This is a genomic window from Amycolatopsis halotolerans (assembly GCF_042647905.1).
Taxonomy (GTDB): Bacteria; Actinomycetota; Actinomycetes; order Mycobacteriales; family Pseudonocardiaceae; genus Amycolatopsis; species Amycolatopsis halotolerans.
This window is the reverse complement of record NZ_JBHRWI010000070.1, coordinates 230,271-252,293: the sequence shown is the minus strand read 5'-3', so window position 1 is coordinate 252,293 and position 22,023 is coordinate 230,271. Positions and strand designations below refer to the sequence as shown.

21 protein-coding genes are annotated in these 22,023 nt (G+C 69.0%); 8 read left to right on the top strand and 13 right to left on the bottom strand.

Annotated features, from left to right (window positions below; translation table 11 throughout):
* Positions 1-341 precede the first annotated feature (341 nt).
* The 3 genes from ACFORO_RS42855 to rlmN all read right to left on the bottom strand — a co-directional run bounded on the left by ACFORO_RS42855 (position 342) and on the right by rlmN (position 2,748).
* The gene (locus tag ACFORO_RS42855) at positions 342-779 is read right to left on the bottom strand and encodes a hypothetical protein (RefSeq protein ID WP_377870191.1); all 438 of its coding nucleotides are present in this window, start codon (positions 777-779) and stop codon (positions 342-344) included.
* Positions 780-1,335: 556 nt separating this feature from the next.
* Positions 1,336-1,611: a hypothetical protein gene (locus ACFORO_RS42850; protein WP_312872254.1), complete on the bottom strand. Its 276-nt coding sequence runs from the start codon at positions 1,609-1,611 to the stop codon at positions 1,336-1,338.
* Between the two features lie 30 nt (positions 1,612-1,641).
* Positions 1,642-2,748, bottom strand: a complete 1,107-nt coding sequence (rlmN, locus tag ACFORO_RS42845; RefSeq protein WP_370939420.1) for a 23S rRNA (adenine(2503)-C(2))-methyltransferase RlmN — start codon at positions 2,746-2,748, stop codon at positions 1,642-1,644.
* Between the two features lie 387 nt (positions 2,749-3,135).
* Between rlmN and ACFORO_RS42840 the strand changes: the two genes are divergently transcribed.
* Both ACFORO_RS42840 and ACFORO_RS42835 read left to right on the top strand, forming a co-directional pair.
* Positions 3,136-3,705: a papain-like cysteine protease family protein gene (locus tag ACFORO_RS42840; RefSeq protein ID WP_377870192.1), complete on the top strand. Its 570-nt coding sequence runs from the start codon at positions 3,136-3,138 to the stop codon at positions 3,703-3,705.
* 4 nt (positions 3,706-3,709) lie between these two features.
* Positions 3,710-4,477, top strand: a complete 768-nt coding sequence (locus tag ACFORO_RS42835) for an LPXTG cell wall anchor domain-containing protein (RefSeq protein WP_377870193.1) — start codon at positions 3,710-3,712, stop codon at positions 4,475-4,477.
* 118 nt (positions 4,478-4,595) lie between these two features.
* Here ACFORO_RS42835 and ACFORO_RS42830 read toward each other — a convergent pair whose 3' ends face one another.
* The gene (locus ACFORO_RS42830; RefSeq protein ID WP_377870194.1) at positions 4,596-5,498 is read right to left on the bottom strand and encodes a LysR family transcriptional regulator; all 903 of its coding nucleotides are present in this window, start codon (positions 5,496-5,498) and stop codon (positions 4,596-4,598) included.
* 87 nt (positions 5,499-5,585) lie between these two features.
* Between ACFORO_RS42830 and ACFORO_RS42825 the strand changes: the two genes are divergently transcribed.
* Positions 5,586-6,842 (top strand): aspartate aminotransferase family protein, encoded by a 1,257-nt coding sequence (locus tag ACFORO_RS42825; RefSeq protein WP_377870195.1) that lies wholly within the window; start codon positions 5,586-5,588, stop codon positions 6,840-6,842.
* Between the two features lies 1 nt (position 6,843).
* Here the strand turns inward: ACFORO_RS42825 and ACFORO_RS42820 are convergent, their stop codons facing one another.
* Positions 6,844-7,359 (bottom strand): DUF3558 family protein, encoded by a 516-nt coding sequence (locus ACFORO_RS42820; protein ID WP_377870196.1) that lies wholly within the window; start codon positions 7,357-7,359, stop codon positions 6,844-6,846.
* Between the two features lie 177 nt (positions 7,360-7,536).
* Between ACFORO_RS42820 and ACFORO_RS42815 the strand changes: the two genes are divergently transcribed.
* On the top strand, positions 7,537-9,897 hold the full coding sequence (locus ACFORO_RS42815; RefSeq protein WP_377870197.1) for a penicillin acylase family protein: 2,361 nt from the start codon (positions 7,537-7,539) through the stop codon (positions 9,895-9,897).
* Here the strand turns inward: ACFORO_RS42815 and ACFORO_RS42810 are convergent.
* On the bottom strand, positions 9,881-10,288 hold the full coding sequence (locus ACFORO_RS42810) for a hypothetical protein (RefSeq protein WP_377870198.1): 408 nt from the start codon (positions 10,286-10,288) through the stop codon (positions 9,881-9,883). The two genes, ACFORO_RS42815 and ACFORO_RS42810, sit on opposite strands and share 17 nt — an antisense overlap.
* 253 nt (positions 10,289-10,541) lie before the next feature.
* Here ACFORO_RS42810 and ACFORO_RS42805 point away from each other — a divergent pair, with 253 nt between their 5' ends.
* The gene (locus tag ACFORO_RS42805) at positions 10,542-11,717 is read left to right on the top strand and encodes a sensor histidine kinase (protein ID WP_377870199.1); all 1,176 of its coding nucleotides are present in this window, start codon (positions 10,542-10,544) and stop codon (positions 11,715-11,717) included.
* Positions 11,702-12,346 carry a response regulator transcription factor gene (locus ACFORO_RS42800; protein ID WP_354737552.1) on the top strand — a complete coding sequence of 215 codons (645 nt, stop codon included), beginning with the start codon at positions 11,702-11,704 and terminating at the stop codon, positions 12,344-12,346. Before ACFORO_RS42805 ends, ACFORO_RS42800 begins: the two co-directional genes overlap by 16 nt.
* A gap of 262 nt (positions 12,347-12,608) precedes the next feature.
* On the opposite strand, the gene ACFORO_RS42795 is transcribed toward ACFORO_RS42800, so the two are convergent.
* Entirely contained in the window at positions 12,609-14,261 is a 1,653-nt protein-coding gene (locus tag ACFORO_RS42795) for a glutamate--tRNA ligase (protein ID WP_377870200.1), read from the bottom strand.
* Positions 14,262-14,432: 171 nt separating this feature from the next.
* Between ACFORO_RS42795 and ACFORO_RS42790 the strand changes: the two genes are divergently transcribed.
* Complete coding sequence (locus tag ACFORO_RS42790) at positions 14,433-15,104, top strand: PadR family transcriptional regulator (RefSeq protein ID WP_377870201.1); 672 nt, start codon at positions 14,433-14,435, stop codon at positions 15,102-15,104.
* Here the strand turns inward: ACFORO_RS42790 and ACFORO_RS42785 are convergent.
* Complete coding sequence (locus ACFORO_RS42785) at positions 15,038-15,862, bottom strand: class I SAM-dependent methyltransferase (protein WP_354737558.1); 825 nt, start codon at positions 15,860-15,862, stop codon at positions 15,038-15,040. The genes ACFORO_RS42790 and ACFORO_RS42785 overlap by 67 nt on opposite strands.
* A gap of 102 nt (positions 15,863-15,964) precedes the next feature.
* Here ACFORO_RS42785 and ACFORO_RS42780 point away from each other — a divergent pair, with 102 nt between their 5' ends.
* Entirely contained in the window at positions 15,965-16,807 is an 843-nt protein-coding gene (locus tag ACFORO_RS42780) for a VOC family protein (protein WP_377870202.1), read from the top strand.
* An 81-nt stretch (positions 16,808-16,888) separates the two neighbouring features.
* Here ACFORO_RS42780 and ACFORO_RS42775 read toward each other — a convergent pair whose 3' ends face one another.
* From ACFORO_RS42775 to rpsB, 5 genes are all read right to left on the bottom strand, one after another.
* Positions 16,889-17,818 carry a phosphatidate cytidylyltransferase gene (locus ACFORO_RS42775; protein WP_377870413.1) on the bottom strand — a complete coding sequence of 310 codons (930 nt, stop codon included), beginning with the start codon at positions 17,816-17,818 and terminating at the stop codon, positions 16,889-16,891.
* A gap of 215 nt (positions 17,819-18,033) precedes the next feature.
* Positions 18,034-18,591: a ribosome recycling factor gene (frr, locus tag ACFORO_RS42770; RefSeq protein ID WP_344286019.1), complete on the bottom strand. Its 558-nt coding sequence runs from the start codon at positions 18,589-18,591 to the stop codon at positions 18,034-18,036.
* A gap of 49 nt (positions 18,592-18,640) precedes the next feature.
* Positions 18,641-19,387 carry a UMP kinase gene (gene pyrH, locus ACFORO_RS42765; protein ID WP_037810316.1) on the bottom strand — a complete coding sequence of 249 codons (747 nt, stop codon included), beginning with the start codon at positions 19,385-19,387 and terminating at the stop codon, positions 18,641-18,643.
* A gap of 96 nt (positions 19,388-19,483) precedes the next feature.
* Positions 19,484-20,299 (bottom strand): translation elongation factor Ts, encoded by an 816-nt coding sequence (tsf, locus tag ACFORO_RS42760; RefSeq protein ID WP_354737565.1) that lies wholly within the window; start codon positions 20,297-20,299, stop codon positions 19,484-19,486.
* An 82-nt stretch (positions 20,300-20,381) separates the two neighbouring features.
* Positions 20,382-21,305 carry a 30S ribosomal protein S2 gene (rpsB, locus tag ACFORO_RS42755; protein WP_354737567.1) on the bottom strand — a complete coding sequence of 308 codons (924 nt, stop codon included), beginning with the start codon at positions 21,303-21,305 and terminating at the stop codon, positions 20,382-20,384.
* Between the last annotated feature and the right edge of the window lie 718 nt (positions 21,306-22,023).

Here is a 22,023-nt window from a genome sequence, read left to right as displayed (position 1 = left end):
TCCACTAGAATAAAAGAAGAAACCATCCGTGGCTTACACGGAAATCATGACAGGGTCGCACGCTGGCAGCCTGAGCGCCGCGAACCGCACTCGCATGTCTCTCGGAGCCAAGGTTTTCGATTCGCGCACGGCTGATCCGCCTACATCGCCGAACGAGTCACCGATCCTCACAGCCAACCCGAACAAAGGAATACCTGACTTGGCTCACGATTACGGCATCTGGCTAGGAGCGCGAAGCTGATCAACGGTTTCATTGATCATCTGGTGCTGACGTGCGCACTAATTCTGGCGGCAGCTCGGTAGCCGTGCGCCCCTATCCGGACGCGCCTGATGGTCGCATCTCAGCCGACGCGGGTGAGGTCCCCGGACATCGGCGCCGCCCCGCCCCCGCGCGTGAACCGGACCGAGTCGACGCCCAGCCACTGCACCTCGGCGGTGAACTGCCCCCCGCAATGGCCCGTAATCCACCTCCGGTCGAGGGACAGCGTCAACGTCGTGCCAGTGACCGTGCCGGACACGTCGGACGTGCAGCCGCTCGCTTTGCTGACAAACTGTCCGGCCACTTGTCGCGGACCGGCGGACCGCAAATCCAGTTCGACTTGGCTGGACCTGTAGCCAGGGCCGGAGAGCACCCCCTGCCACTGCCCCTGGAAGCCGCTCGTCGCGACACCGCCGGTGTCCGCCGACTGGTTCGATGAATGACTCGAACTGGTCAACGCCACCGTCACGATCGCACAGACGACCGTCGTGATTCCTGCGGTCAACCAGTAGAACCGCACCGGATGTCTGTGTGGGAGTTCGACGATGTCAGAGTGCTTTTCCGCAGGCGCCGCGCCCTGGCTCTGTGCCATACCCTCGCTCCGTCGTCATCGAAGACCAGGCCCTTCCGTCCTTCGGGCGATCAGTTGCGAGTATAGACGTGATCACTCAGAGTGTCCGGCATTCTCGTCAACCCTCGGCACCCGCATCCCCGAGGAGCCCGATGTCGTGGCCGCCCAGCCTCGTCAGTACCTCGAACCGGTCTCCATGCCCGGCACCTGCACCAGCCACCGCAAAGCAGGCTTCATCGATCAGTCGCACGCACGCGATTCCGTGTTTCTGCGCGTATTGCAAAGCGCTGAGCCGAGGGGCGCTTCGAGCTGTCGCTACGGCTACGCCAGGGAAGTGCCGCGAGACGCTCGCACCTCAGCGAGCCACCACCAACCGAGTAACGCCCTACTCGCATCCATCGCTTGGGACGAAAGTCTTTGGCTTCAAGGAGCCACCACGCTTCGAAGGATCCGGAGAAGACCAGCCACTCGCCGGGCACGCTCTCCGACCAGCTGATCGAAGCGGTCAGCGGGCAAGCCACGGAGCGAGCAGCTTCTCCAGATCAGCATCCGACAACGCCCGCGGACCACCGTGGAACTCGTGCCAGCGCGACGCGTCCCGGGCCGCGGTGTAGTCGACCTCGAACGCGCGCATCAGCACGTACATGAACGTCACCGAGCTGAACCGCTCGCCCAGCAAGGTCCGCGCCTCGCGAGCCACCTCGGTCGCGCCACGACCCACCACATCGGCGAGCCGCAGCTCCTCCGCAGCCGGTTCCAGCAGGCTGGGGGCATACATCACGACAGACACTCCATCATCGAATGAACAAACTCAGCCTTCAGCAGCCAACTGGCCACACGCCGCAGCGATGTCCTGACCGCGCGTGTCCCGCACCGTGCACGCGACCCCGCCCGCGTTCACCAGCCGCACGAACTCACGCTCCACCGGCTTCGGCGACGCATCCCACTTCGAACCCGGCGTCGGGTTCAACGGAATCACGTTCACATGCACCAACTGGCCCAAGTGCTTCCGCAGCCGCTTCGCGAGCAGCTCGGCCCGCCACGGCTGGTCGTTGATGTCGCGAATCAACGCGTACTCGATCGAGACGCGGCGGCCGGAAGTGTCCGCGTAATACCGGGCAGCGGAGAGAACTTCGTCCACCGACCACCGGTTGTTCACCGGCACCAGCGTGTCCCGCAGCTCATCGTCCGGAGTGTGCAGCGACACCGCCAAACGAACCTGCATCCGCTCGTCCGCCAGCTTCCGAATCGCCGGAGCCAAACCCACCGTCGACACCGTCACCGAACGCTGACCAATACCAAGACCACCCGGAGCAGGATCAGTGATCCGACGCACCGCAGCCACCACACGCTTGTAGTTCGCCAGCGGTTCGCCCATGCCCATGAAGACGATGTTCGACAGCCGTCCCGGACCACCGGGCATCGAGCCGTCTCGCATGACCGCTGCGGCGTCGCGGACCTGGTCCACGATCTCCGCCGTCGAGAGGTTGCGGTCCAGGCCGCCCTGGCCGGTCGCGCAGAACGGGCACGCCATGCCGCAGCCGGCCTGGCTCGAGATGCACAGCGTCGCGCGGTCCGGGTAGCGCATGAGCACGCTCTCCAGCAGCGTCCCGTCGTGCGCGCGCCACAGGGTCTTGCGGGTCGCGCCGCCGTCCGCGGCCAGTGCGCGCACCTCGGTGAGCAGCGGCGGCATCAGGTCGGCCACGAGCTTGTCGCGCGAGGCGGCCGGGATGTCGGTCATCTCCGCCGGGTCGACGGTGAGCCGCGAGAAGTAGTGGTTCGACAACTGCTTGGCGCGGAACGCCTTCTCCCCCAGTTCGACCACGGCCTCGGCTCGCTCGGCCACCGTGAGGTCGGCGAGATGGCGCGGCGGCAGGCCGCGCTTGGGCGCGTCGAAAACAAGAGGGAGGGCAGTCATGACCGATCAAGTGTCTCATACGCGTGAAACCCGCGCTCCTCCCCCTCGCCGCGCGACGGGCGAAGCGGGTCAGCGTCGGGCGCCGGCGCGGTACGGCGACCGACGAACGACGGCGCCGGATCAACGGAAAAACACCCTACGAAGGTCGGATTGCCGAATGCTTTCCGAGATGAATTCCCCTATAATCGACGGCAGCCGCCTTTCGCGGGGCGCAAACAAAATCCACCGGCGTAGAAATACCCGCGGCCAATCGGCGGCGGAATACCGCCGTTAGTCGGTAGTCGCCGCGTTCCTCGCGCGCGTACCGTTCTGTGCGTCTCACCCTTCCCCACCGGTCCGGTAATTCCCCGGCCCGGCCGGTCTTCCCCTTTGGAGGATCCCGTGAAAGTGCCTTCTTCGATTCTGCGCGGAATCGCGGTGGCCGCGACCGTCGCCTCGGCCGCGCTCGCCGTTCCCGCCGCGGCGGACGCGGGCGAAACGAACATCTCGATGCAGGCCCAGCAGAAAGACCAGTGGTGCTGGGACGCCAGCGGCAACACGATCGCCTCGTTCTGGGGCTATTCCCTGACCCAGACCCGGTTCTGCCAGATCGCGCACGACGAGTCCGGCAGCGACTGCGCCAACAACCAGGGCTACCTCAGCGACCAGCAGAGAGTTTTCAGCTACCTCGGGTTCCGCAACGTCGGCTCCTACAATTCCAACGGCTACCGGCTCTCCTTCTCCGGCATCAAGAACCAGATCGACGCCGGGCAGCCGATCGGCACCCGGATCGGCTGGACCTCCGGCGGCGGCCACATGCACGTCCTCTACGGCTATGACGACTCGAACGGCGGCAACATCGTCGAATACGGCGATCCGTGGCCGTCGAACAACCGCTACAACTCGATGAACTACAGCTCCTACGTGTCCAACAACCAATTCGACTGGACCCACACCGTCTACGGAATGGTGGGCTGAGACGATGCTGCGAACCATCCTCCGCACCACAGTCCTTTCCGGAGCCGTCGCCGCCGCTGTCTTCGCCGCGAACCCCGCGTTCGCCGCGGAGTCGCCGACCGGCCCGTCCCCTTCGGACACCGCCTCGATCTCCGGGCTGCTCACCAGCCCCGGCACCGCCGCCCGCCTCGCGCACACCAAGTTCCCCGGCGCGGCGCCGGCAGCAGCGCACGCCAGCCGCGCCGCCGCCGATGCCCAGACCCAGATCCCGGTCTACGAACCGACCGCGGCCTTCATCAACGGCGAGTCCGACGTCCCCGCCGCGCTCGCCTACGTCGCGTCTCCGGCCCGCCTCGCCGACGGCCGGGAAGCGACCGTCTGGGCACAGCCGAGCAAGGCAGGCTGGCAGGTCATCAACGTCGCCTCCGGCAACGACGAGCAGGCCCACGCGGCTGCCGCACACGGCGGCTACCTGCTGCACGAACCGCAGGTCAACGCCTGGTACTCGGTCAACGGCGACACCGTGACCGTCCTCGACGGCGCCGTCTCCGGCGTCCCGGCGGGCACCCGGGTCACCCTGGCGGCCTACCGGGCCGAACTGCAGAAACGCTACGGCGACAAGCTGCCCGGCTCGACCTACGACAAGACCGGCGCGGGCGGCGGCTACGCCGTTCCCGCCCCGAACACCGGCTCGGACGGCAGCCCGGCCATCGCGCTCGGCATCGGCGGGGCGGCCGCGGCAGCCGCGGGCGGCGCGTTCTTCCTGCGCCGCCGTTCCCAGCACGGCAAGTGATCACCCCGGCAGGGGCGCGGCCGTCGCGCCCCTGCCGCGATCAGTCGCCATCGAGAGCCGCGGCATTGGTCTGAAACGCAGCCCCAGCAGCGAAAACCCTGGCGGTCCTGCCCAAGCCCTAAGCCTGCGTCACCGCCGCCGGAAGCTCGACCGGCTGCCGCAACGCGTCCAGCACCGCGTTGACCGCCGCCCGGCGCGGCGAACCTCGGCGGGTGACCGCGACGATCGTGCGCGTCACCGGCGTCGCCAGCGGTTTCGTCGCGACCCGGTACCGCGGATCCACCGCCAGCCCGGGCAGCAGCGCGATCGACAGCCCGGCCTCGACGTGCTGCAGCGTCATCAGGTAATTGCTGAACCGGCACACCACGCGCGGCTCGAACCCCGATTCGCGACACAGCCGCAGCGTCAGGTTCGCCATGTAGGACGGGGGAATGTCGAGCGCCCACGGTTCACCCGAGTAGTCCGCGAGCACGGCGGGACCGGTCGGCTCCGGCCGGTCGAGCGCGGTGACCAGGACGATCGGGTCGGTCGCCAGCCGGATGATCTCCAGGTCGGGACCGAGCGGCAGGTCGGCGAAATCGGTGGTGGTGATGACGACGTCGCTGTCCCCGGCCCGGAGCGCGGGCACGCTCTCGTGCGGTTCCCGTTCCGCCACTTCGGTTTCCAGCCGCGGATAGGTCTGCGCGAGCCGGGTCGTGGCAGGCACGGCGAAGGTGTGGATCGCGCTCTGGAACGCGCCGATCCGAACAAGCCCGGATGGTTCGTCGCCGCGCAGTTCGGCCTCGACCGCGTCGAGGTGGTCGAGGATCGCGCGCGCCTGGCGGGCCAGTTTCTCCCCGGCAGGCGTCAGCCGGACGCGACGTCCGGTGCGTTCCAGCAGCCGGGTGCGGGTCTCGGTCTCGAGCAACGCGAGCTGATGCGACACCGTGGAGGCGCTGAGATTCACGTCCTGCGCGACCGCGCGAACAGTGCCGAGCACGGCAAGGCGACTCAGGAGCCGCAGCCGCCACGGGTTCAACATGGCCCCATCGTTGTTCGATGCCATCGCACAGGCAAGCGCAAACTGTGAGATGGACGCGGCGCTCGACCCGGCTCTACCGTCGAAGCCATGGCCACCGACACCTTCTGGTCCGACGTCGACCGGCACCTCGTCCGCTACGCCGGCCCCGGCTCGTTCACCGGCGAGATCATCGACCGCGCCGAGGGCAGCTTCGTCTTCACCGAGGACGGACGGCGAATCCTCGACTTCACGTCCGGGCAGATGAGCGCGATCCTCGGGCACGCGCATCCGGAGATCGTCGAGACCGTCCGGAAGCAGGCCGCGAAGCTCGACCACCTGTTCAGCGGGATGCTGAGCCGTCCGGTGGTCGACCTCGCGCGGCGACTCGCCGAGACGTTGCCGGACCCGCTGGAGAAGGCGCTGCTGCTCACGACCGGCGCCGAGTCCAACGAGGCCGCGCTGCGGATGGCCAAGCTGGTGACCGGCAAGCACGAGATCGTCTCGTTCGCCCGGTCCTGGCACGGGATGACGCAGGCCGCGGCGAGCGCGACCTACAGCGCGGGCCGGAAGGGCTACGGCCCCGGCGCACCCGGCAACTTCGCCATCCCGGTGCCCGGCGCGGACTGGGAGCGCCAACTGGACATGGCGTTCGACCTGATCGACGCGCAGTCGGTCGGCAGCCTCGCCGCGTGTCTGGTGGAGCCGATCCTCAGTTCCGGCGGCATCCTCGTGACACCGCCCGGTTATTTCCAAGCGCTGCAAAGGAAATGCCGGGAACGCGGCATGCTGCTGATCCTCGACGAAGCGCAGACGGGCTTGTGCCGCACCGGAACCTGGTACGCCTTCGAGCACGACGGCGTCGTCCCGGACATCCTCACAGTGTCCAAAACGCTCGGTGCCGGACTGCCGCTCGCCGCCGTGCTGACGAGCGCGGAAATCGAGCAGGAAGCCCACGAACGCGGGTATTTGTTCTTCACCACGCACGTCTCGGACCCGCTTCCCGCCGCGGTCGGCAACACGGTGCTGGACGTCCTGATCCGCGACCGCCTCGACGAACGCGCCCGTCAGCTCGGCGACCGCCTGCGCACCGGCCTGGACGAAATCGCGGCGCGGCACGAGTCGGTCGGCGAGATCCGCGGCCGGGGACTGCTCGCCGGACTGGAACTGAGCGGCGGCGGCCCGGACGCGGACAAGCTCGGCGCCCGCGTGACGCAGCGGTGCCTCGAACTCGGGCTGCACATGAACATCGTGCAGCTGCCCGGGATGGGCGGGGTGTTCCGGATCGCGCCGCCGCTGACGGCCTCCGACAGCGAGATCGACCTCGGACTGTCCATTCTGGACGAAGCGATCGGGGACGTCTCGTAGCTCAGCGCGGAATGCGGCCCGCGATGGCGGTCGCCGCCTTCTTCGCGATGTCGCAGGTGTCCGAGCCCTTGTCCTTCACGGCGACGGTCACCAGCTCGTTGGTCGTCACGGCGAGGAGGACCGCGCAGCTTTTCTGCCAAGAGTCGCGGGTGTCCACGGTGCCCGCCTTGTACCCGGCGATGTCGGAGATCGGCTTGACCATCGAGCCCTCGAACTGGACGGCATAGCCGTCGGCATCGACCTCCGCGATGGTGACGGAGTAGTCGCTGCCCTCGCACCGGCGGCCGTCGGCCTTGGGCGCGGCGCTGCTGTCCTGGCTGAGTTCGGGCACGTCAGCGGGCTTGAGCAGGCTGCACGGATCGGTGTTCGCGAGCGGGGTGCCAGTCTTGCCGTCCGGTGCGGCGCTGCTTTCAGCGGTCACGACGTTCTTGTCTCCAGCCTCGGTGCTGCTGCCGCAGGCCGCCAGCCCCAGCACACCGGCCAGTACCGCAGCCGTCGTCGCCACCATACGTCGCATCGCATCCCCCACGGGTTCGGTCTGAGCCGGGACAGTACTGAAGAACCTTCTTCGCGGCACCTTGGACGGCCGTGCCCGGCGTCCGGTTCCCCCTACTCGTCCCGGTTCAGGGGTGGGTCCCGCCGATCGCCGCGATTAGCGTGCGCCTTGTCGTCGCTGATGCCCGGGGGTGGGGAAATGCGGTCCAAAGCTACCGTCCTGATACTCATTCTGACGCTGCTCGGCACCACACCAGCCGCACCCGCCAACGCCGCCAGCACAGTCGCCCTCGACGGCCTCTCCCGCCCGGTCGACCTGCTCGTCGACAAGTGGGGCGTCCCGCACATCTACGCGGCCAACACCTCAGACCTGTTCTACGCACAGGGATTCACCGTCGCCCGCGACCGGCTCTTCCAGCTCGACACCTGGCGCCGCCGGGGGCTCGGGTTGCTCAGCGAGGTCCTCGGCGAGTCCTATGTGGACCAGGACCGCGCCGCCCGGCTGTTCCTCTACCGCGGCGACATGAAGAAGGAATGGGCCTCCTACGGTCCCGAGGCCAAGCTCGCCGCCACCCGGTTCGCCGAGGGGATCAACTCCTACGTCGACTGGCTCGCCAAACATCCCGAAGCGGCCCCGCCGGAGTTCGGCAAGCTCGGCTACCAGCCGTCGCACTGGCAGCCCGAGGACGTCGTCCGCATCCGGACGCACGCGATCGGCGAGAACCTGATGTGGGAGGTCGCCCGCGCGCAGATGGTGTGCCAGGCCGGGCCGAACGCGAGCAAGTACCTCCGCAGCCTGCACCCCGACCACGAGGCCGCAGTGCCCGAAGGCCTCGATCCGTGTTCAATCCCCGGCGACGTGCTTTCCGTGTACAACAAGGCAACCGCGGCAGTCACGTTCCCGAAGGGCGTCGCCGGGCCGAAGGACATCGCCGACGCCACCAGCGGCAGCAACTCGTGGGCGATCGGCCCGGACCGCACCGCCACCGGACGGCCGATCCTCGCCAACGACCCGCACCGCGGCGCCGACGCTCTGCCGTCCGGCCGTTATGTCGCCCAGCTTTCCGCGCCCGGCCTGAACCTCACCGGGGCCGGCGAACCGTGGAACCCGGGCATCGCCATCGGCCACAACGATTCCGTCGCGTTCGGGCTGACGAACCTGCCGGTCGACCAGACCGACCTCTACGTCTACGAACTCGACCCCGCCGACCACAGCCGGTACCGCTACCGCGGCGGCTGGGAGCCGATCACCACGGTCACCGAAACCATCCCGGTGCTGGGCGGCCAGCCGGTCACCCGCGAATTGTCGTTCACCCGGCACGGCCCGATCGTGAAGGTCGACGAAGCGGCGAACCGGGCGTTCGCCGTCCGCACCGCGTGGACCGAACCCGGCAGCGCCGCCTACCTCGGCAGCCTGAACTACCAGCGCGCCCGCAACTTCGCCGAGTTCACCGCCGGAATGCGCAAGTGGGGCGCGCCCGGATCGAACCTCGTCTACGCCGACGTCCACGGCGACATCGGCTACGTCCCCGGCGCGCTGACCCCGCGCCGCACCGGGATCGGATACGACGGTCTGCTGCCCGTCCCCGGAGACGGCCGCTACGAATGGAGCGGCTTCTACGCCAACTCCGAACTCCCGTGGCAGCACAACCCGCCGGCGGGTTTCTTCGCCTCCGCCAACGACTACAACCTTCCGCCCGGCTTCCCGGTGGTGTCCAACTACGAATGGCAGCTGCCGTACCGCAAGGAGCGGATCGACGAGCTGATCAAGTCCACGCCGCGCGCCCGCGTCGCCGATTCGCTCGCCATCCAACGCGACGAAAAGTCCTTGCTCGCCACCCGGCTCGCCCCCTTCCTGCGGAACCTGTCGTCCACCGATCCGGACACCGCGAAGGCACTCGAGCTCCTGCGCGGCTTCGACGGCGTCGCCTCGGTGGATTCCGCCCCGGCCGCGCTGTACGAAACCTGGCTGCTGAAGTACCTCCACGGCGGCTGGGCGCACACGATGCTCCCGCAAGCCGCCGCGGACGTCCTGTCCCGCACCATCAATCCGGACTTCAGCCTCGTCCTCGCGTCCTTCGCCGACCCCGACGCGTGGTTCGGCCCGGGCGGCGCGGCCAAGCGCGACAAGCTGATCCTGGACACGCTCCCGCTCGCGTTCCGCGACGTCGCCGGAAAGCTCGGCGGCGACCCGGCGAAGTGGCGCTGGGGCTCCCTGCAGTACCAGGAGTTCGCGCACCCGGCGGGCGGCCCGGACGTCGGCCCGACCCCGGTCGGCGGCGACTACCAGACCGTCCACCCATCGTTCTTCCACCCGCTCACCTACCAGCAGATCATCGGCGCGACCTTCAAGATGGCGCTCGACGTCGGCGACTGGGACGCGTCGCGAGCGATCAACGCGCCCGGCCAGTCCGGCGATCCGCGCAGCCCGCACTACCGGGACCTGAACGACCTGTGGGCGTCCGGCGGCTCGTTCCCCCTGCTCTCGAGCCGCGCGGCGGTCGAACGGAACCTCGACACCCGGATCCGGCTGGTCCCGAGGCTCACTTCGGGAAGCTAGCCCGCAGCCGGGCGAGCGGGACCGCCGCGCAGGCCAGCAGCACGGCGCAGGCCGTCTGCAGCAGCAGGAACCAGAACGGGCACGCGCCCGGAATCAGGTCGACGCCGACGAGAGCGACCGGCGCGACGATCGAGACGAGCCGCGCCCGCTGATAAGCCCGGTTCGACCCCTTCGCCGCGAGCGAGACCAGCCAGTACACGATCACGGCGCTGACCGGCACCAGCGCGGACCGCGTCCACATGAAGCTGGTCGCCGTGCCGGAGGAGGCCGCCAGGGCGACGATCGTCCCGAAGACGGCGACGCCCGCCACTCCGTAAGCGACGACGAACCCCTTCACAAGGCCGAACGGACGCTGGGCGGCGGTGGCGGCGGGGCGTTCGATGGTCTGCATTGCTGTTCTCCCTTGTGGTTTCCCGTTGTGCCAGCAACGCTAGAAAGCCGGGGCCCGGCCCGGTATGGGTCTGGCCGCACAAGGGGGTGGGCCTGGACCCACTCCTGTCCCGCGGCGGCGGGAATCCGGCGTTTCGTGGTGCACAGTGGACCGCGGAACACCGGACGGACAGGGGGAAGAAACGATGCGGCTACTACGGTCTTGGTTGCGCGGTTGCGGGGTGGGTTTTGTCCGAGCTGCCCAGGCGGCGGGCGTGGCCCTGCTGGTCCCGGTGGTGTGGGCGGCCGCGGCCGGCCTGTGGCAGTTGTGGGGCGGCACCGCGTGGTCGTGGATCGCGCCGTTCATCTGGGCGGCGATCGGGACGCTGCTGCTGGCGAAGCCGGTGTGCCGGATGACCCGGACCATGGTCGCGAACTGGACCGGGATCGTGCTCCCGCCCGGATACCGCGAGCCGCCGCCGATCACCCAGCTCTCGACCGGATTCTGGTGGAACGGCCACTCCTACTCCCGCACCCGCGAAGACGCCCGGCGCGAGCAGCGGATGAAGAACTGGCGCTACGACCCGGCGACCTGGCGGGACCTGCGGTTCGTCCTCCTCGCGCCGGTCTCGTTCGGCCTGGTCGCGCTCGTGCCGCTGCTCGGCGTCGTCGCGACGGTCCTGGCGCTGACGGCTCTCCCCGCCGGATACCTGGCGGGTCTGCTGGTCACGGCCGCGACCGCGCCGTACGCGTGGCGAAGCGTCATCCCGGTCGCCACGCGCTTCCTGGGCGCGTCCGCCACGATGGAGCTGGCCGACCGGGTCGACACGCTGACCGCCCTGCGCGCGGACACGACCATCGCGCAGGCCGCGGAAATCCGCCGCATCGAACGGGATCTGCACGACGGCGCGCAAGCCAGGCTGGTCGCGCTCGGCCTCGCGCTGGCGACCGCGGAGAAGCTCATGGAGACCAATCCCGAGCAGGCCAAGGAGTTGCTGCGCGACGCCCGGGCCGGCGCGGCCACGTCGCTCACGGAACTGCGCGAACTGGTCCGCGGCATCAGCCCGCCAGTGCTGAACGAACGCGGCCTCGCCGACGCTGTCCGCGCGATGGCGATGGACATGCCGGTGGACGTGACCGTCGAGACCGACCTGCCGCAGCCGCTCGATCCGCCGATCGAATCCGCGCTGTACTTCGGGATCGCCGAACTGCTCGCCAACGCGGTGAAGCATTCGCACGCGTCCCACGTCCGGATTTCCCTGCTGCAGGAGGGAAATCAGCTGTGCGCCGAGGTCGAGGACGACGGTCGAGGCGGGGCCGAAATCCACCCGGACGGCGGGCTCGGCGGGCTGCGCCGCCGCCTCGCGGTCTTCGACGGCACGCTGGATGTCACCAGCCCGGAAGGCGGGCCGACCCGAGCGTGGATGATGGTGCCATGCGCATCGTCGTAGCCGAGGACCTCTACCTGCTGCGGGACGGATTGGTCCGGCTCCTGCAGGCCTACGGCCACGAGGTGGTGGCGACCGCGACGACCGGTCCGGAAACCGTCGCCGTACTGCGGGAACACCGGCCGGACGTCGCAGTGGTCGACGTCCGGATGCCGCCGACGCAAACCGACGAGGGCCTGCGCGCGGTCCTCGCCGCGCGGCGCGAGACGCCCGGGTTGCCGGTGCTGATCCTGTCGCAGCACGTCGAACAGCTCTACGCCCGCGAACTCTTGGTCGACGGGGCGAGCGGCGTCGGATATCTGTTGAAGGACAGCGTTTTCGAGGCTGAGCAGTTCATTGACGCCCTGGAACGCGTCGCCGCTGGCGGCACCGCGATGGATCCGGCGGTGATCTCGAAACTGCTCACGAGCGGATCGCCGGACCAACGGCTCGGCACGCTGACCGACCGCGAGCGTTCGGTGCTGGAGCTGATGGCGGAAGGCCTGTCGAACACCGCGATCGCCGGGCGGCTGTTCCTGAGCGAAAGCGCGATCAGCAAGTACACGACGTCGCTGTTCGGCAAACTCGGCATCACCGACGACGAAACCGGCAACCGGCGCGTCCTGGCGGTGCTGACCTACCTCAACTCGTGAGTGCTGATCCCGGTTAGGGCGCACAGCGTTCCGGCTGTCTACGGACCCCGCTGCCCGAATGCCGCATCGGGGTTTTCTCGGCAGCGGCCGCTATGACAAGGAACGCGACGCCTTCCCCCGCTCGCCTGACCTCGTCCCGCCCTGCGGGCACGTCCGTGAGGGGAACCCTGAGGGACTCAGAGTCCCTCAGGGTTCCCCTCACGGACGGTCAACGGGAGCGAAGAGAGCCCGGCTAGAACCGGCATCGCCACTCACGACGGGGTCAGTTGACCAGATTGTCGAAGCGCCGCAACGTTTCCTCAGCGCCCAGCGCCAGCGTGATCGAGTGCAGATCGGGGCTGCGGGTCGACCCGGTGATCGCGATCCGGATAATCTGCGACGCCTCACGAATCGAACCCGGATAAGCCTCCGGATCCTTCTTGAGTTCCTTGGCGTTCTTGGCGAAGCCGTGCTTGGCCGCGACGTCGCGGATCTGCTGGAACCACTCCTGACCGTCGTCAAGCTGCTGATACGCCGACACAAAATCCGACGCCACCGCACGCACGACATCCGCCGGAACGCCCAGTGCCGCGATCCGCTCGTCCTCGGGACCGGTCGCCGCCTGGTGCAGCTGCGGGAAGAAGAACCCGTAGACGGCGCGGAATTCGCTCCACTTCTTCAGGTCCTTACGCGGGTTCTCGACGCCCTCGCGCTCCACCTCCAGCGCGCGCAGCGCCAGCTCCCGCGAAGACTCCAGGACCGCCTTCAGCTCCGGGTCGAACCGCTCCGCCCACTCCAGCACCGACGCGAGGATCTCCTCGCCGGACAGCGTCGCGACGTAGTCGGCGGCGAGGTCGTCCAGCTTCACCAGGTCCACCAGCGGACCGGCGACGCCGCACTCGTCGAGGTTGATCGGCGCGTCGAGCGCTTCGGCGAGCGGCATCTCGGCGAGCCGTCCGTTCGCCAGGCCGCGCAGGTAGTACAGCACCGCCGGGACCGGGTAGCCGGCTTCGAGGTAGAAGTCGACGGAGGCTTCCGGGTCCTTGCGCTTGGACAGCTTCCGCTTGCTGCCGCCCTCCTGCTTCATCAGCGGCGCGATGTGCGCGTACTGGATCGGCTCGAACCCGAGCGCTTCGAAGAGCTGCTGGTGCGTCGGCACCGACGAGATCCACTCGTCGCCGCGGATCACCAGGTTCACCCGCATCAGGTGGTCGTCGACCGCGTGCGCGAAGTGGTAGGTCGGCAGCCGCGGGCTCTGGTCGGAGCTCTTGAGGATCACCACGTCGTTGCGGTTGGCCTCGGCCTCGATGGTGCCGCGGATCGCGTCGGTGAAGCGCACGCGCTGCCCGGTGTCGTCGGGCGCGCGGAAGCGGACCACCCACGGCTCGCCAGCGTCGAGCTTCGCCTGCACGTCGGCCGCGTCGGCGTCGCGCCAGATCGCCCACGAGCCGTAGTAGCCCGTCGGGAGCTTCGTCGCCTGCTGCCGCGCGGTGATGGACGCCAGTTCGTCCTTCGTCGCGAAGTCGATGTACGCACGGCCTTCGCGCAGAAGGTGCCGTACGTAGGTGAGGTAGATCTGCTCGCGCTCGGACTGCCGGTACGGGCCGTACTCGCCGCCGCGCACCGCGTCCTCGTCGGCCTGCAGCCCGAAGTACGCGAAGCCGCGCTCGAACTGCTCCAGCGCGCCCTCGACCTCGCGCGACTGGTCGGTGTCCTCGACGCGCACCAGGTAGCGGCCCTCGGAACGACGCGCGACGTCCTGGTCGATCGTCGCGACGTAGATGCCGCCGATGTGCACGAAGCCGGTCGGCGACGGGCCGAACCGGGTCACCTTCGCGCCGTCGGGCAGCTGCCGGGCCGGATAGCGCTGTTCCCAGTGCTCAGGCTCGGGCAGATCCGCGGGGAACAGGGCGTCGATGACCGCACGGTCCAGCATCGGAGGTCGGGTCTCCCAGGTCGTTCGGGTGTTTTCGCTAGTGCTTCGAGTATCGCCGACCGCCGTCTCCGCCGGTCGCTCAGGTCCCCGGGTTGTCGCGACGGTTGCCAACCGACCGTTTCCGATATATCGTGAACGTGTCGCAACAGTTCGAGAAAGGACATCAAGACCATGAACCGACGACGACACCCGTTCCCCGGCGGACGCTCCTTCCCCGGCGGACATCACGAACACGGAGAACACGAAGAGCACGGACGGTCCTCGTTCGGCCCCTGGGGCCGGGAATTCGGCGAGTTCGCGTTCGGGCCCGGCGGGCGCGGACGACGCGGCCACGGCCCGGGCGGCGGACGCCGGGGCTCCCGGCGCGGCCGGCGCGGCGACGTGCGGGCGGCGATCCTCACCCTGCTCGCGGAACAGCCGCGGCACGGGTACGAGATCATCCGCGAGATCGGCGAGCGCAGCGGCGGGCTCTGGAAGCCCAGCCCCGGCTCGATCTACCCGACCCTGCAGATGCTGGCCGACGAAGGCCTGGTCGTGAGCCGCGACGAGAGCGGAAAGAAGCTCTTCGAGCTCACCGACGAGGGCCGCGCCACCGCCGAGCAGCAGACCGGAACGCCGCCGTGGGAGCACTTCACCGACGACGTCGAACCGGTCGAGCACGACCTGCGCAAGGCGGGCGCGACGCTCGCCGCGGCCGTCGTGCAGGTGATGCGCGCGGGCAGCGAGAACCAGCAGGCCCGTGCGGTGGACGTACTCAACGAGGCACGCCGGTCGATCTACTCGATCCTCGGCGAGGTCGAGGACTCGGATGATTCCGCGGAGTCCGGAGAGGCAGCCGAGTGACCGGGCAGGACGAGGCCGGTGGGTTTGACGCGGCAATGCACGCGATAGCCCACCGGCAGCGTCACCTCGCCCGGCCCCGGGTTCAGTTGCCGCGTGTCGGCGATCGCCCGCTGCGCGACCTTCGCGCTGAACTCGATCTTCAGTACTGATTCCGCCGCGGCGAAGTCCGCGAAGCGCCAACGCGTGCGTACGCGCCGACAGTTGAAGCCGTGCGCGGCGAAGAAGCGTTCGACCGCAGGCGGGTCGTAGTGCGGCAAATCCGCGCGCATCCACCCGCCGTACGGCTCACTGGTCACGTCGAGGTCGACGATCACGATCGATCCTCCGGGCCGCAGCACCCGTTCCGCTTCGCGCAATCCGGGCTCGCAGCCAGGGCCGAAGAAATACGCGGTGCGCGCGTGCACGACGTCCACACTGGCGTCGTCCACCGGCAACCGCTGTGCCCGGCCCACGCGAACCCGCACGTTCCCCAGATCCCGCACCCGTCGCTCCGCGTCCCGCGCGAGCGGCGGGTGCGGTTCGATTCCGAGCACTGAACGAGCGTCGGCGGCGAAGACCGGCAGGTGGTATCCGTCACCGCAGCCGAGATCGAGAACGTCGCGGCCGGTCCAATCGCACTCTTCGCGCAGTACGCGCCAGATCTCGCCGTCCGCGTCCTGCGCCCGGTTTTCGACGTCGTAGACGTCCTGGTAGTACCAAATGTTCGGGCTGGGAACGACTTCTCCGGACCCCGCCGGACCGCGGAAGAACCAGCGCACTGCACTCCTCTCCGGTCACGGGACGCCGTCGGCTTTCCCGCTCAGAGCGTAGAACCCCGTCCCGCCGAATACACTTCTCCCTCATCGGGGAGGAGACACGCAATGTCGATCGGCTGGCCCGGCGCCCGCACGATCCCGGCAGGATTGCCCTGCTGGGTCGAGGTGGCGTGCCACGACGAAGCCCGGACCCAAGACTTCTACTCCCGCCTTTTCGGCTGGGAATACGAAACCCGGCGCGATCCCGCGTCGCCGACCGGCCGGTACTCCATCGCCTCGTGCGACGGGGTGGCCGCCGGTGGTCTATACCAAGCAGGCGCCCGCAGCGCGCCCGGCTGGACGATGCAGCTCGCGGTGCCGCACACGGCGAGCGCGGCCGAATGGGTCGAGCACCTCGGCGGGCAGGTGACGCTGGGACCGGTCGCGATTCCCGGCCGCGGCAGCATCGTGCACGCGATCGACGCGTGCGGCGCGCCGGTGGTGTTCTGGGAAGCCCCGCCGGACTGGCAGTTCGCGGGCGGCGTGCCCAACACGTTCAGCGGCGCGGACCTCAACACGCACGACGGCGTGGCCGCGGACCACTTCTACACCAAGCTGTTCAACTACTCGAGCCGTCAGGTCGGCGACGGTGAAAGCGTCGACTATGCCGAATATTCCATTGAGCACACCGCAGTGCTGTACCGCTACGTCATGGGTCCCGAATACCGCCGGGACACTCCCCCGCACTGGCTCGTGTACTTCGAGATCGACCCCGCGCGCGGCGCGGACGCGACGGCGGGCCAGGCGCTGATGCTGGGCGGTTCGGTGGTGATCGAGCCGTACGACACGCCGTTCGGCCGCACCGCGATCCTCGCCGATCCGGACGGCGCGGTGTTCGCGGTGATCGACCACTCGCGGGTGCTGGAAGACGTGGGCCGCGCCGAGGTCGACGACCCGTACGACGACTAAACTCTGCTGTTTTCGCCCCCGCTGGCTCAGCCGGGCGCGCCGGTCACCGGGAAGCTCTCTTGCCGCCCGCCGAAGACAGACTCAGGCGGGAACGAAGGCCGACAGCAGCAGCCACGACACGACGGCCGAGGGCAGCAGCGAGTCGAGGCGGTCCATGATGCCGCCGTGACCGGGCAGCAGCGTGCCCATGTCCTTGATGCCGAGGTCGCGTTTGATGAGCGACTCGACGAGGTCGCCGAGCGTCGCGGTGAGCACGATGGCCGCGCCGAAGAGCACGCCCTGCCAGGCGTGGCCGTCCAGCATCAGGCTGATCGTGAGCACGCCCGCGGCGATGCCCGCGATCATCGAACCGGCGAAGCCCTCCCAGGACTTCTTCGGGCTGATCGTGGGCGCCATCGGGTGCTTGCCGCCGAGCACGCCGGCGATGTAGCCGCCGGTGTCGGAGGCGACCACGGCGATCAGGAAGGTGAGCACGCGGCCGACACCGTCGTGCGGCGGCACGAGCATGGCCGCGAACGCGCCGAACAACGGCAGGTACGCGGCGGCGAAAACGGAGGCGCTGACGTCGCGCACGTAGCCCTTCGCACCGCCGGGCAAGCGCCACAGCAGACACGCGAGGACGGTGAGCACGAACGCGGTGAGCGCGCCTTCCCGGCCGAACGGCCAGGCCAGCCAGATCATCGCCTGCCCGCCGACCAGCACCGGGATCAGCGCGACCTTGGTGTCCGCGACGCGGCGCAGCACGCCGGAGAACTCGAACGTGCCGACCGCGATCGCGGCGGCGATGACCCCGATGAAGAGGAACCGGACGGTGACCAGGGAAACGATGATCGCGGCCCCGAGCAGCAGCCCGACGCCGATCGCCGCGGGAAGGTTGCGCCCGGCCCGGGACGCTTTCTTCTCCGCTTTCCCGTCGTTCTCCGGCGTGTTCCCGGACGCGACCGATTCGCCGTTCGCCTGCTGGCTCGCGGAGGAACCCTTCGCGGGAACGCCTTTCGCGCCCTCTCCCACTGAAGAGGCAGTCGTCGCGCCGTTCCCGGTTTCCGCCGGTTTCCCCGACGCAGCACCGGATTCCGCGCGCGCAGCGGCCGCGGTGTCTGTTTTCCGTTGCACGGCAGGGTTTTCCGTAGCCGGTTCCGGCCGCGACACCGGGTCCGGCTCGGCGGCCGGGTCCGGTGGCGGGATGTCGCTCACCCGCTCGTCGCGTTCCTCGCTCACCTGGCTCATCAGACCTCGAGCAGCTCGGCTTCCTTGTGTTTCACCAGCTCGTCGACCTGGTGCACGTAGGTGTCGGTGAGGTTCTGCAGCTCCTTCTCCGCGCGCGCGACCTCGTCCTCGCCCGCTTCGCCGTCCTTGGCGATGCGGTCGAGTTCTTCCTTGGCCTTGCGGCGGATGCTGCGGATCGAGACGCGGGCGTCCTCGCCCTTGCCCTTCGCGACCTTCACCATCTCCTTGCGCCGCTCCTCGGTGAGCTGCGGGATGACGATGCGGATGACGTTGCCGTCGTTGCTCGGGTTGACGCCGAGGTCGGACTCGCGGATCGCCTTCTCGATGGCGTTCAGCTGCGTCTGGTCGTAAGGCTTGATCAACGCCATCCGGGCTTCCGGCACGTTGACGCTGGCCAGCTGGTTCAGCGGGGTCGGCGCACCGTAGTACTCGACGACGATGCGGGAGAACATCGACGGGTTGGCCCGCCCGGTGCGCACCGACGTGAGGTCTTCCTTCGCGACGGACACCGCTTTTTCCATCTTCTCCTCGGCGTCGAGGAGGGTCTCGTCGATCACGGCTACTCCCGGTGTTGTGTTGTCGGACCTGAGCTTGATCCCAGCAGGTCTAGGCGGACGCCTCGTCGGCGGGGGTCGAGACCAGCGTGCCGATCCTCTCACCGCCCACCGCGCGGGCGATGTTGCCCTCGGTGAGCAGGTTGAACACGATGATCGGCATCTTGTTGTCCATGCAGAGGCTGAACGCGGTGGCGTCGGCGACCTTGAGGCCGCGCTCGAGCACCTCGCGGTGGGTGATGTCGGTGAACATCTTCGCGTCCGGGTCGGTCTTCGGATCCGCGGTGTAGACGCCGTCCACGGCCTTCGCCATCAGCACGGCTTCGCAGCCGAGTTCGAGCGCGCGCTGCGCGGCGGCGGTGTCGGTGGAGAAGTACGGCATGCCGACGCCGGCGCCGAAGATCACGACGCGGCCCTTCTCGAGGTGCCGTTCCGCGCGGCGCGGGATGTAGGGCTCGGCGACCTGGCCCATCGTGATCGCGGTCTGCACGCGGGTGGGAAGGCCTTCCTTTTCGAGGAAGTCCTGCAGCGCGAGGCAGTTCATCACGGTGCCGAGCATCGCCATGTAGTCGGCGCGGTCGCGGTCCATGCCGCGCTGGGAGAGCTCCGCGCCGCGGAAATAGTTGCCGCCGCCGATCACCACCGCGATCTGCACTCCCGTGCGCGCGACGTCGGCGATCTGCTGGGCGACGGAGTGCACGACGTCGGGGTCGACGCCCACCGCGCCGCCGCCGAACATCTCGCCGCCCAGTTTCAGCAGCACCCGGCGGTACCCGCCCTCGACCCGGTCCTCACCCATGTCTGTCGCCTCCTGCCCCTCGGTAGACCCGACTGTGCCCCGTCCCCGATGCGCGGAGACGGGGCACAGTGCCAGAACCTAGTCCCAGTGCCTCGCTCAGGCCTGGCCGACCTCGAACCGGGCGAACCGGGTCAGGGTCACGCCCGCCGCGTCGAGCAGGGCCTTGACGGTCTTCTTGTTGTCCTTGACCGACGGCTGCTCGAGCAGCACGTTGTCCTTGTAGTACGCGTTGACCTTGCCCTCGATGATCTTCGGCAGCGCCTGCTCGGGCTTGCCTTCCTCGCGGGCGGTCTGCTCGGCGATGCGGCGCTCGTTCTCGATGATCTCGGCCGGCACCTCCTCGCGGGTCAGGTACTTCGCGCGCAGCGCGGCGACCTGCATGGCGGCGCCGCGGGCGGCGTCGACGTCGTCACCGGTGAACTCGACCAGCACGCCGACGGCCGGCGGGAGGTCGGAGCCGCGGCGGTGCAGGTAGGTCGCGGTCTTGCCCTCGAACGACACCACGCGGCGCAGCTCGAGCTTCTCGCCGATGCGGGCCGAAAGCTCCTGCACGGCCTCGTTGACCGGCTTGCCGCCCAGGTCGGCGGCCTTGAGGGCCTCGACGTCGCTGGACTTCAGCGCCTTCGCGGCCTCGACGATCTTCGCCGCGAGCTGCTGGAACTCGTCGTTCTTGGCGACGAAGTCGGTCTCCGAGTCGAGCTCGATCATGACGCCGCCGTCGCCGGCGACCAGGCCCTCGGCGGTGGCGCGCTCGGCGCGCTTGCCGACGTCCTTGGCGCCCTTGATGCGCAGGAACTCGACAGCCTTCTCGAAGTCGCCGTCGTTCTCCTCGAGGGCCTTCTTGCAGTCCATCATGCCCGCGCCGGTCATCTCGCGCAGGCGCTTCACGTCAGCGGCGGTGTAGTTCGCCATCGTGTTGAATCCGTCCGTTTCAGGTACGTGTGCGGTGAGCGCCGTCCGGGCGGCCCTGCGCGGACCGCCCGGACGGGGTGGATCAGGAGTTGGCCGGAGCCTGCTCGCCGTTCGCTTCCGCGGTCTCGGTCGCGGCGGCCTCGGGGGCCTCGGTCGCGGCCGTCTCGGTCGCGGCGGCCTCGGTGGTCGCGGCGGCGGCCTCGGTCGCGTCGGCGGCGGCGGTCTCCGAGCCCGCGAGGAGCTCCTTCTCCCACTCGGCCAGCGGCTCGTCCGAAGCACCGGTCTCCGGCTTCGCGTCGGCCGAAGCGCCGTTGCGGCCCGAGCGGGCCATCAGCCCGGCGGCGGCGGCCTCGGCGACGACCTTCGTGAGCAGCGCGGCGGAACGGATCGCGTCGTCGTTGCCCGGGATCGGGTAGTCGACCTCGTCCGGGTCGCAGTTGGTGTCGAGGATCGCGACGACCGGGATGTTGAGCTTGCGAGCCTCGCCGACGGCGATGTGCTCCTTCTTGGTGTCGACGATCCACACCGCGGACGGCACCTTGGCCATGTCCCGGATGCCGCCCAGGGTCTTCTCGAGCTTGTCCTTCTCGCGGGTCAGCGTGAGGATCTCGCGCTTGGTCAGTCCGGTGAAACCGCCGGTCTGCTCCTGGGCCTCGAGCTCCTTCAGGCGGAGAAGGCGCTTGTGGACGGTCTGGAAGTTGGTCAGCATGCCGCCGAGCCAGCGCTGGTTCACGTAGGGCATGCCCACGCGCGCGGCCTCGTTGGCGATCGCTTCCTGCGCCTGCTTCTTCGTGCCGACGAACATGATGGTGCCGCCGTGCGCGACGGTTTCCTTGATGAACTCGAACGCACGGTCGATGTACGTCAGCGTCTGCTGCAGGTCGATGATGTAGATGCCGTTGCGCTCGGTGAAGATGTAGCGCTTCATCTTCGGGTTCCACCGACGGGTCTGGTGCCCGAAGTGCACGCCGCTGTCGAGCAGCTGCTTCATGGTGACGACGGCCATTGCCGGAATCACACCTTCTCTGTACTCGCGCGCTCCCGCCGCCGGTCTTTCGATCCGCCCGCGGAGGCGCTGTTCCGGTTAGTCGCCCGCGACCGGGAGGTCGTGGGCCCTGGTGCCGTAGCCGATGCCCGGACCCGCGGGTTCGGTAGTGCGAAACCCCAGGGACCGCCGGACACCGTGCGCCCCTCCGTCCGGGTTCCCGCCGAAGCGGCCCGTCCGGGGACGCGCGCACGTGCACGCGAAGTCAGTCCAGCGAGTGGACTGCGGGATTGATTCTACTCCCCGCCACCAGGCCCGCCCCTGCGGGCAGCCTTCGCCCGGCCCGGGGTTGTCCACAACTGTGTCCGCCTGTGGACAACTGCCGCTGAGGAGCCGGTTCCGGTCGGCCGGTGGATGACGATGGAGGCATGACCACTACGCGAGCTTTTCCCGCTGTCGCCGCTTCTGCCCGAACTGCCGATTCCCCTGCCGATTCCCTTGCCGCCCGACGTACTCCCAGCTCGACGCCCTCGCCTTTCCCCCGCCCGGACAGGGAGGCGAGCAGCCGAGCCGAACCCTCGCCGGAGACACCTCACCCAGTAGTCCTGGCGACCGCCGCTCTGCTCGCCCAGCACCCGCCCACAGCCGCCATTCTGCTGGCCCCGGACGACACACTCCCGCCCGCTGCCGCACCCCCTCGGAGCGGCCGTCACCGCAGAACTCCAGCCAGACCGCCCAG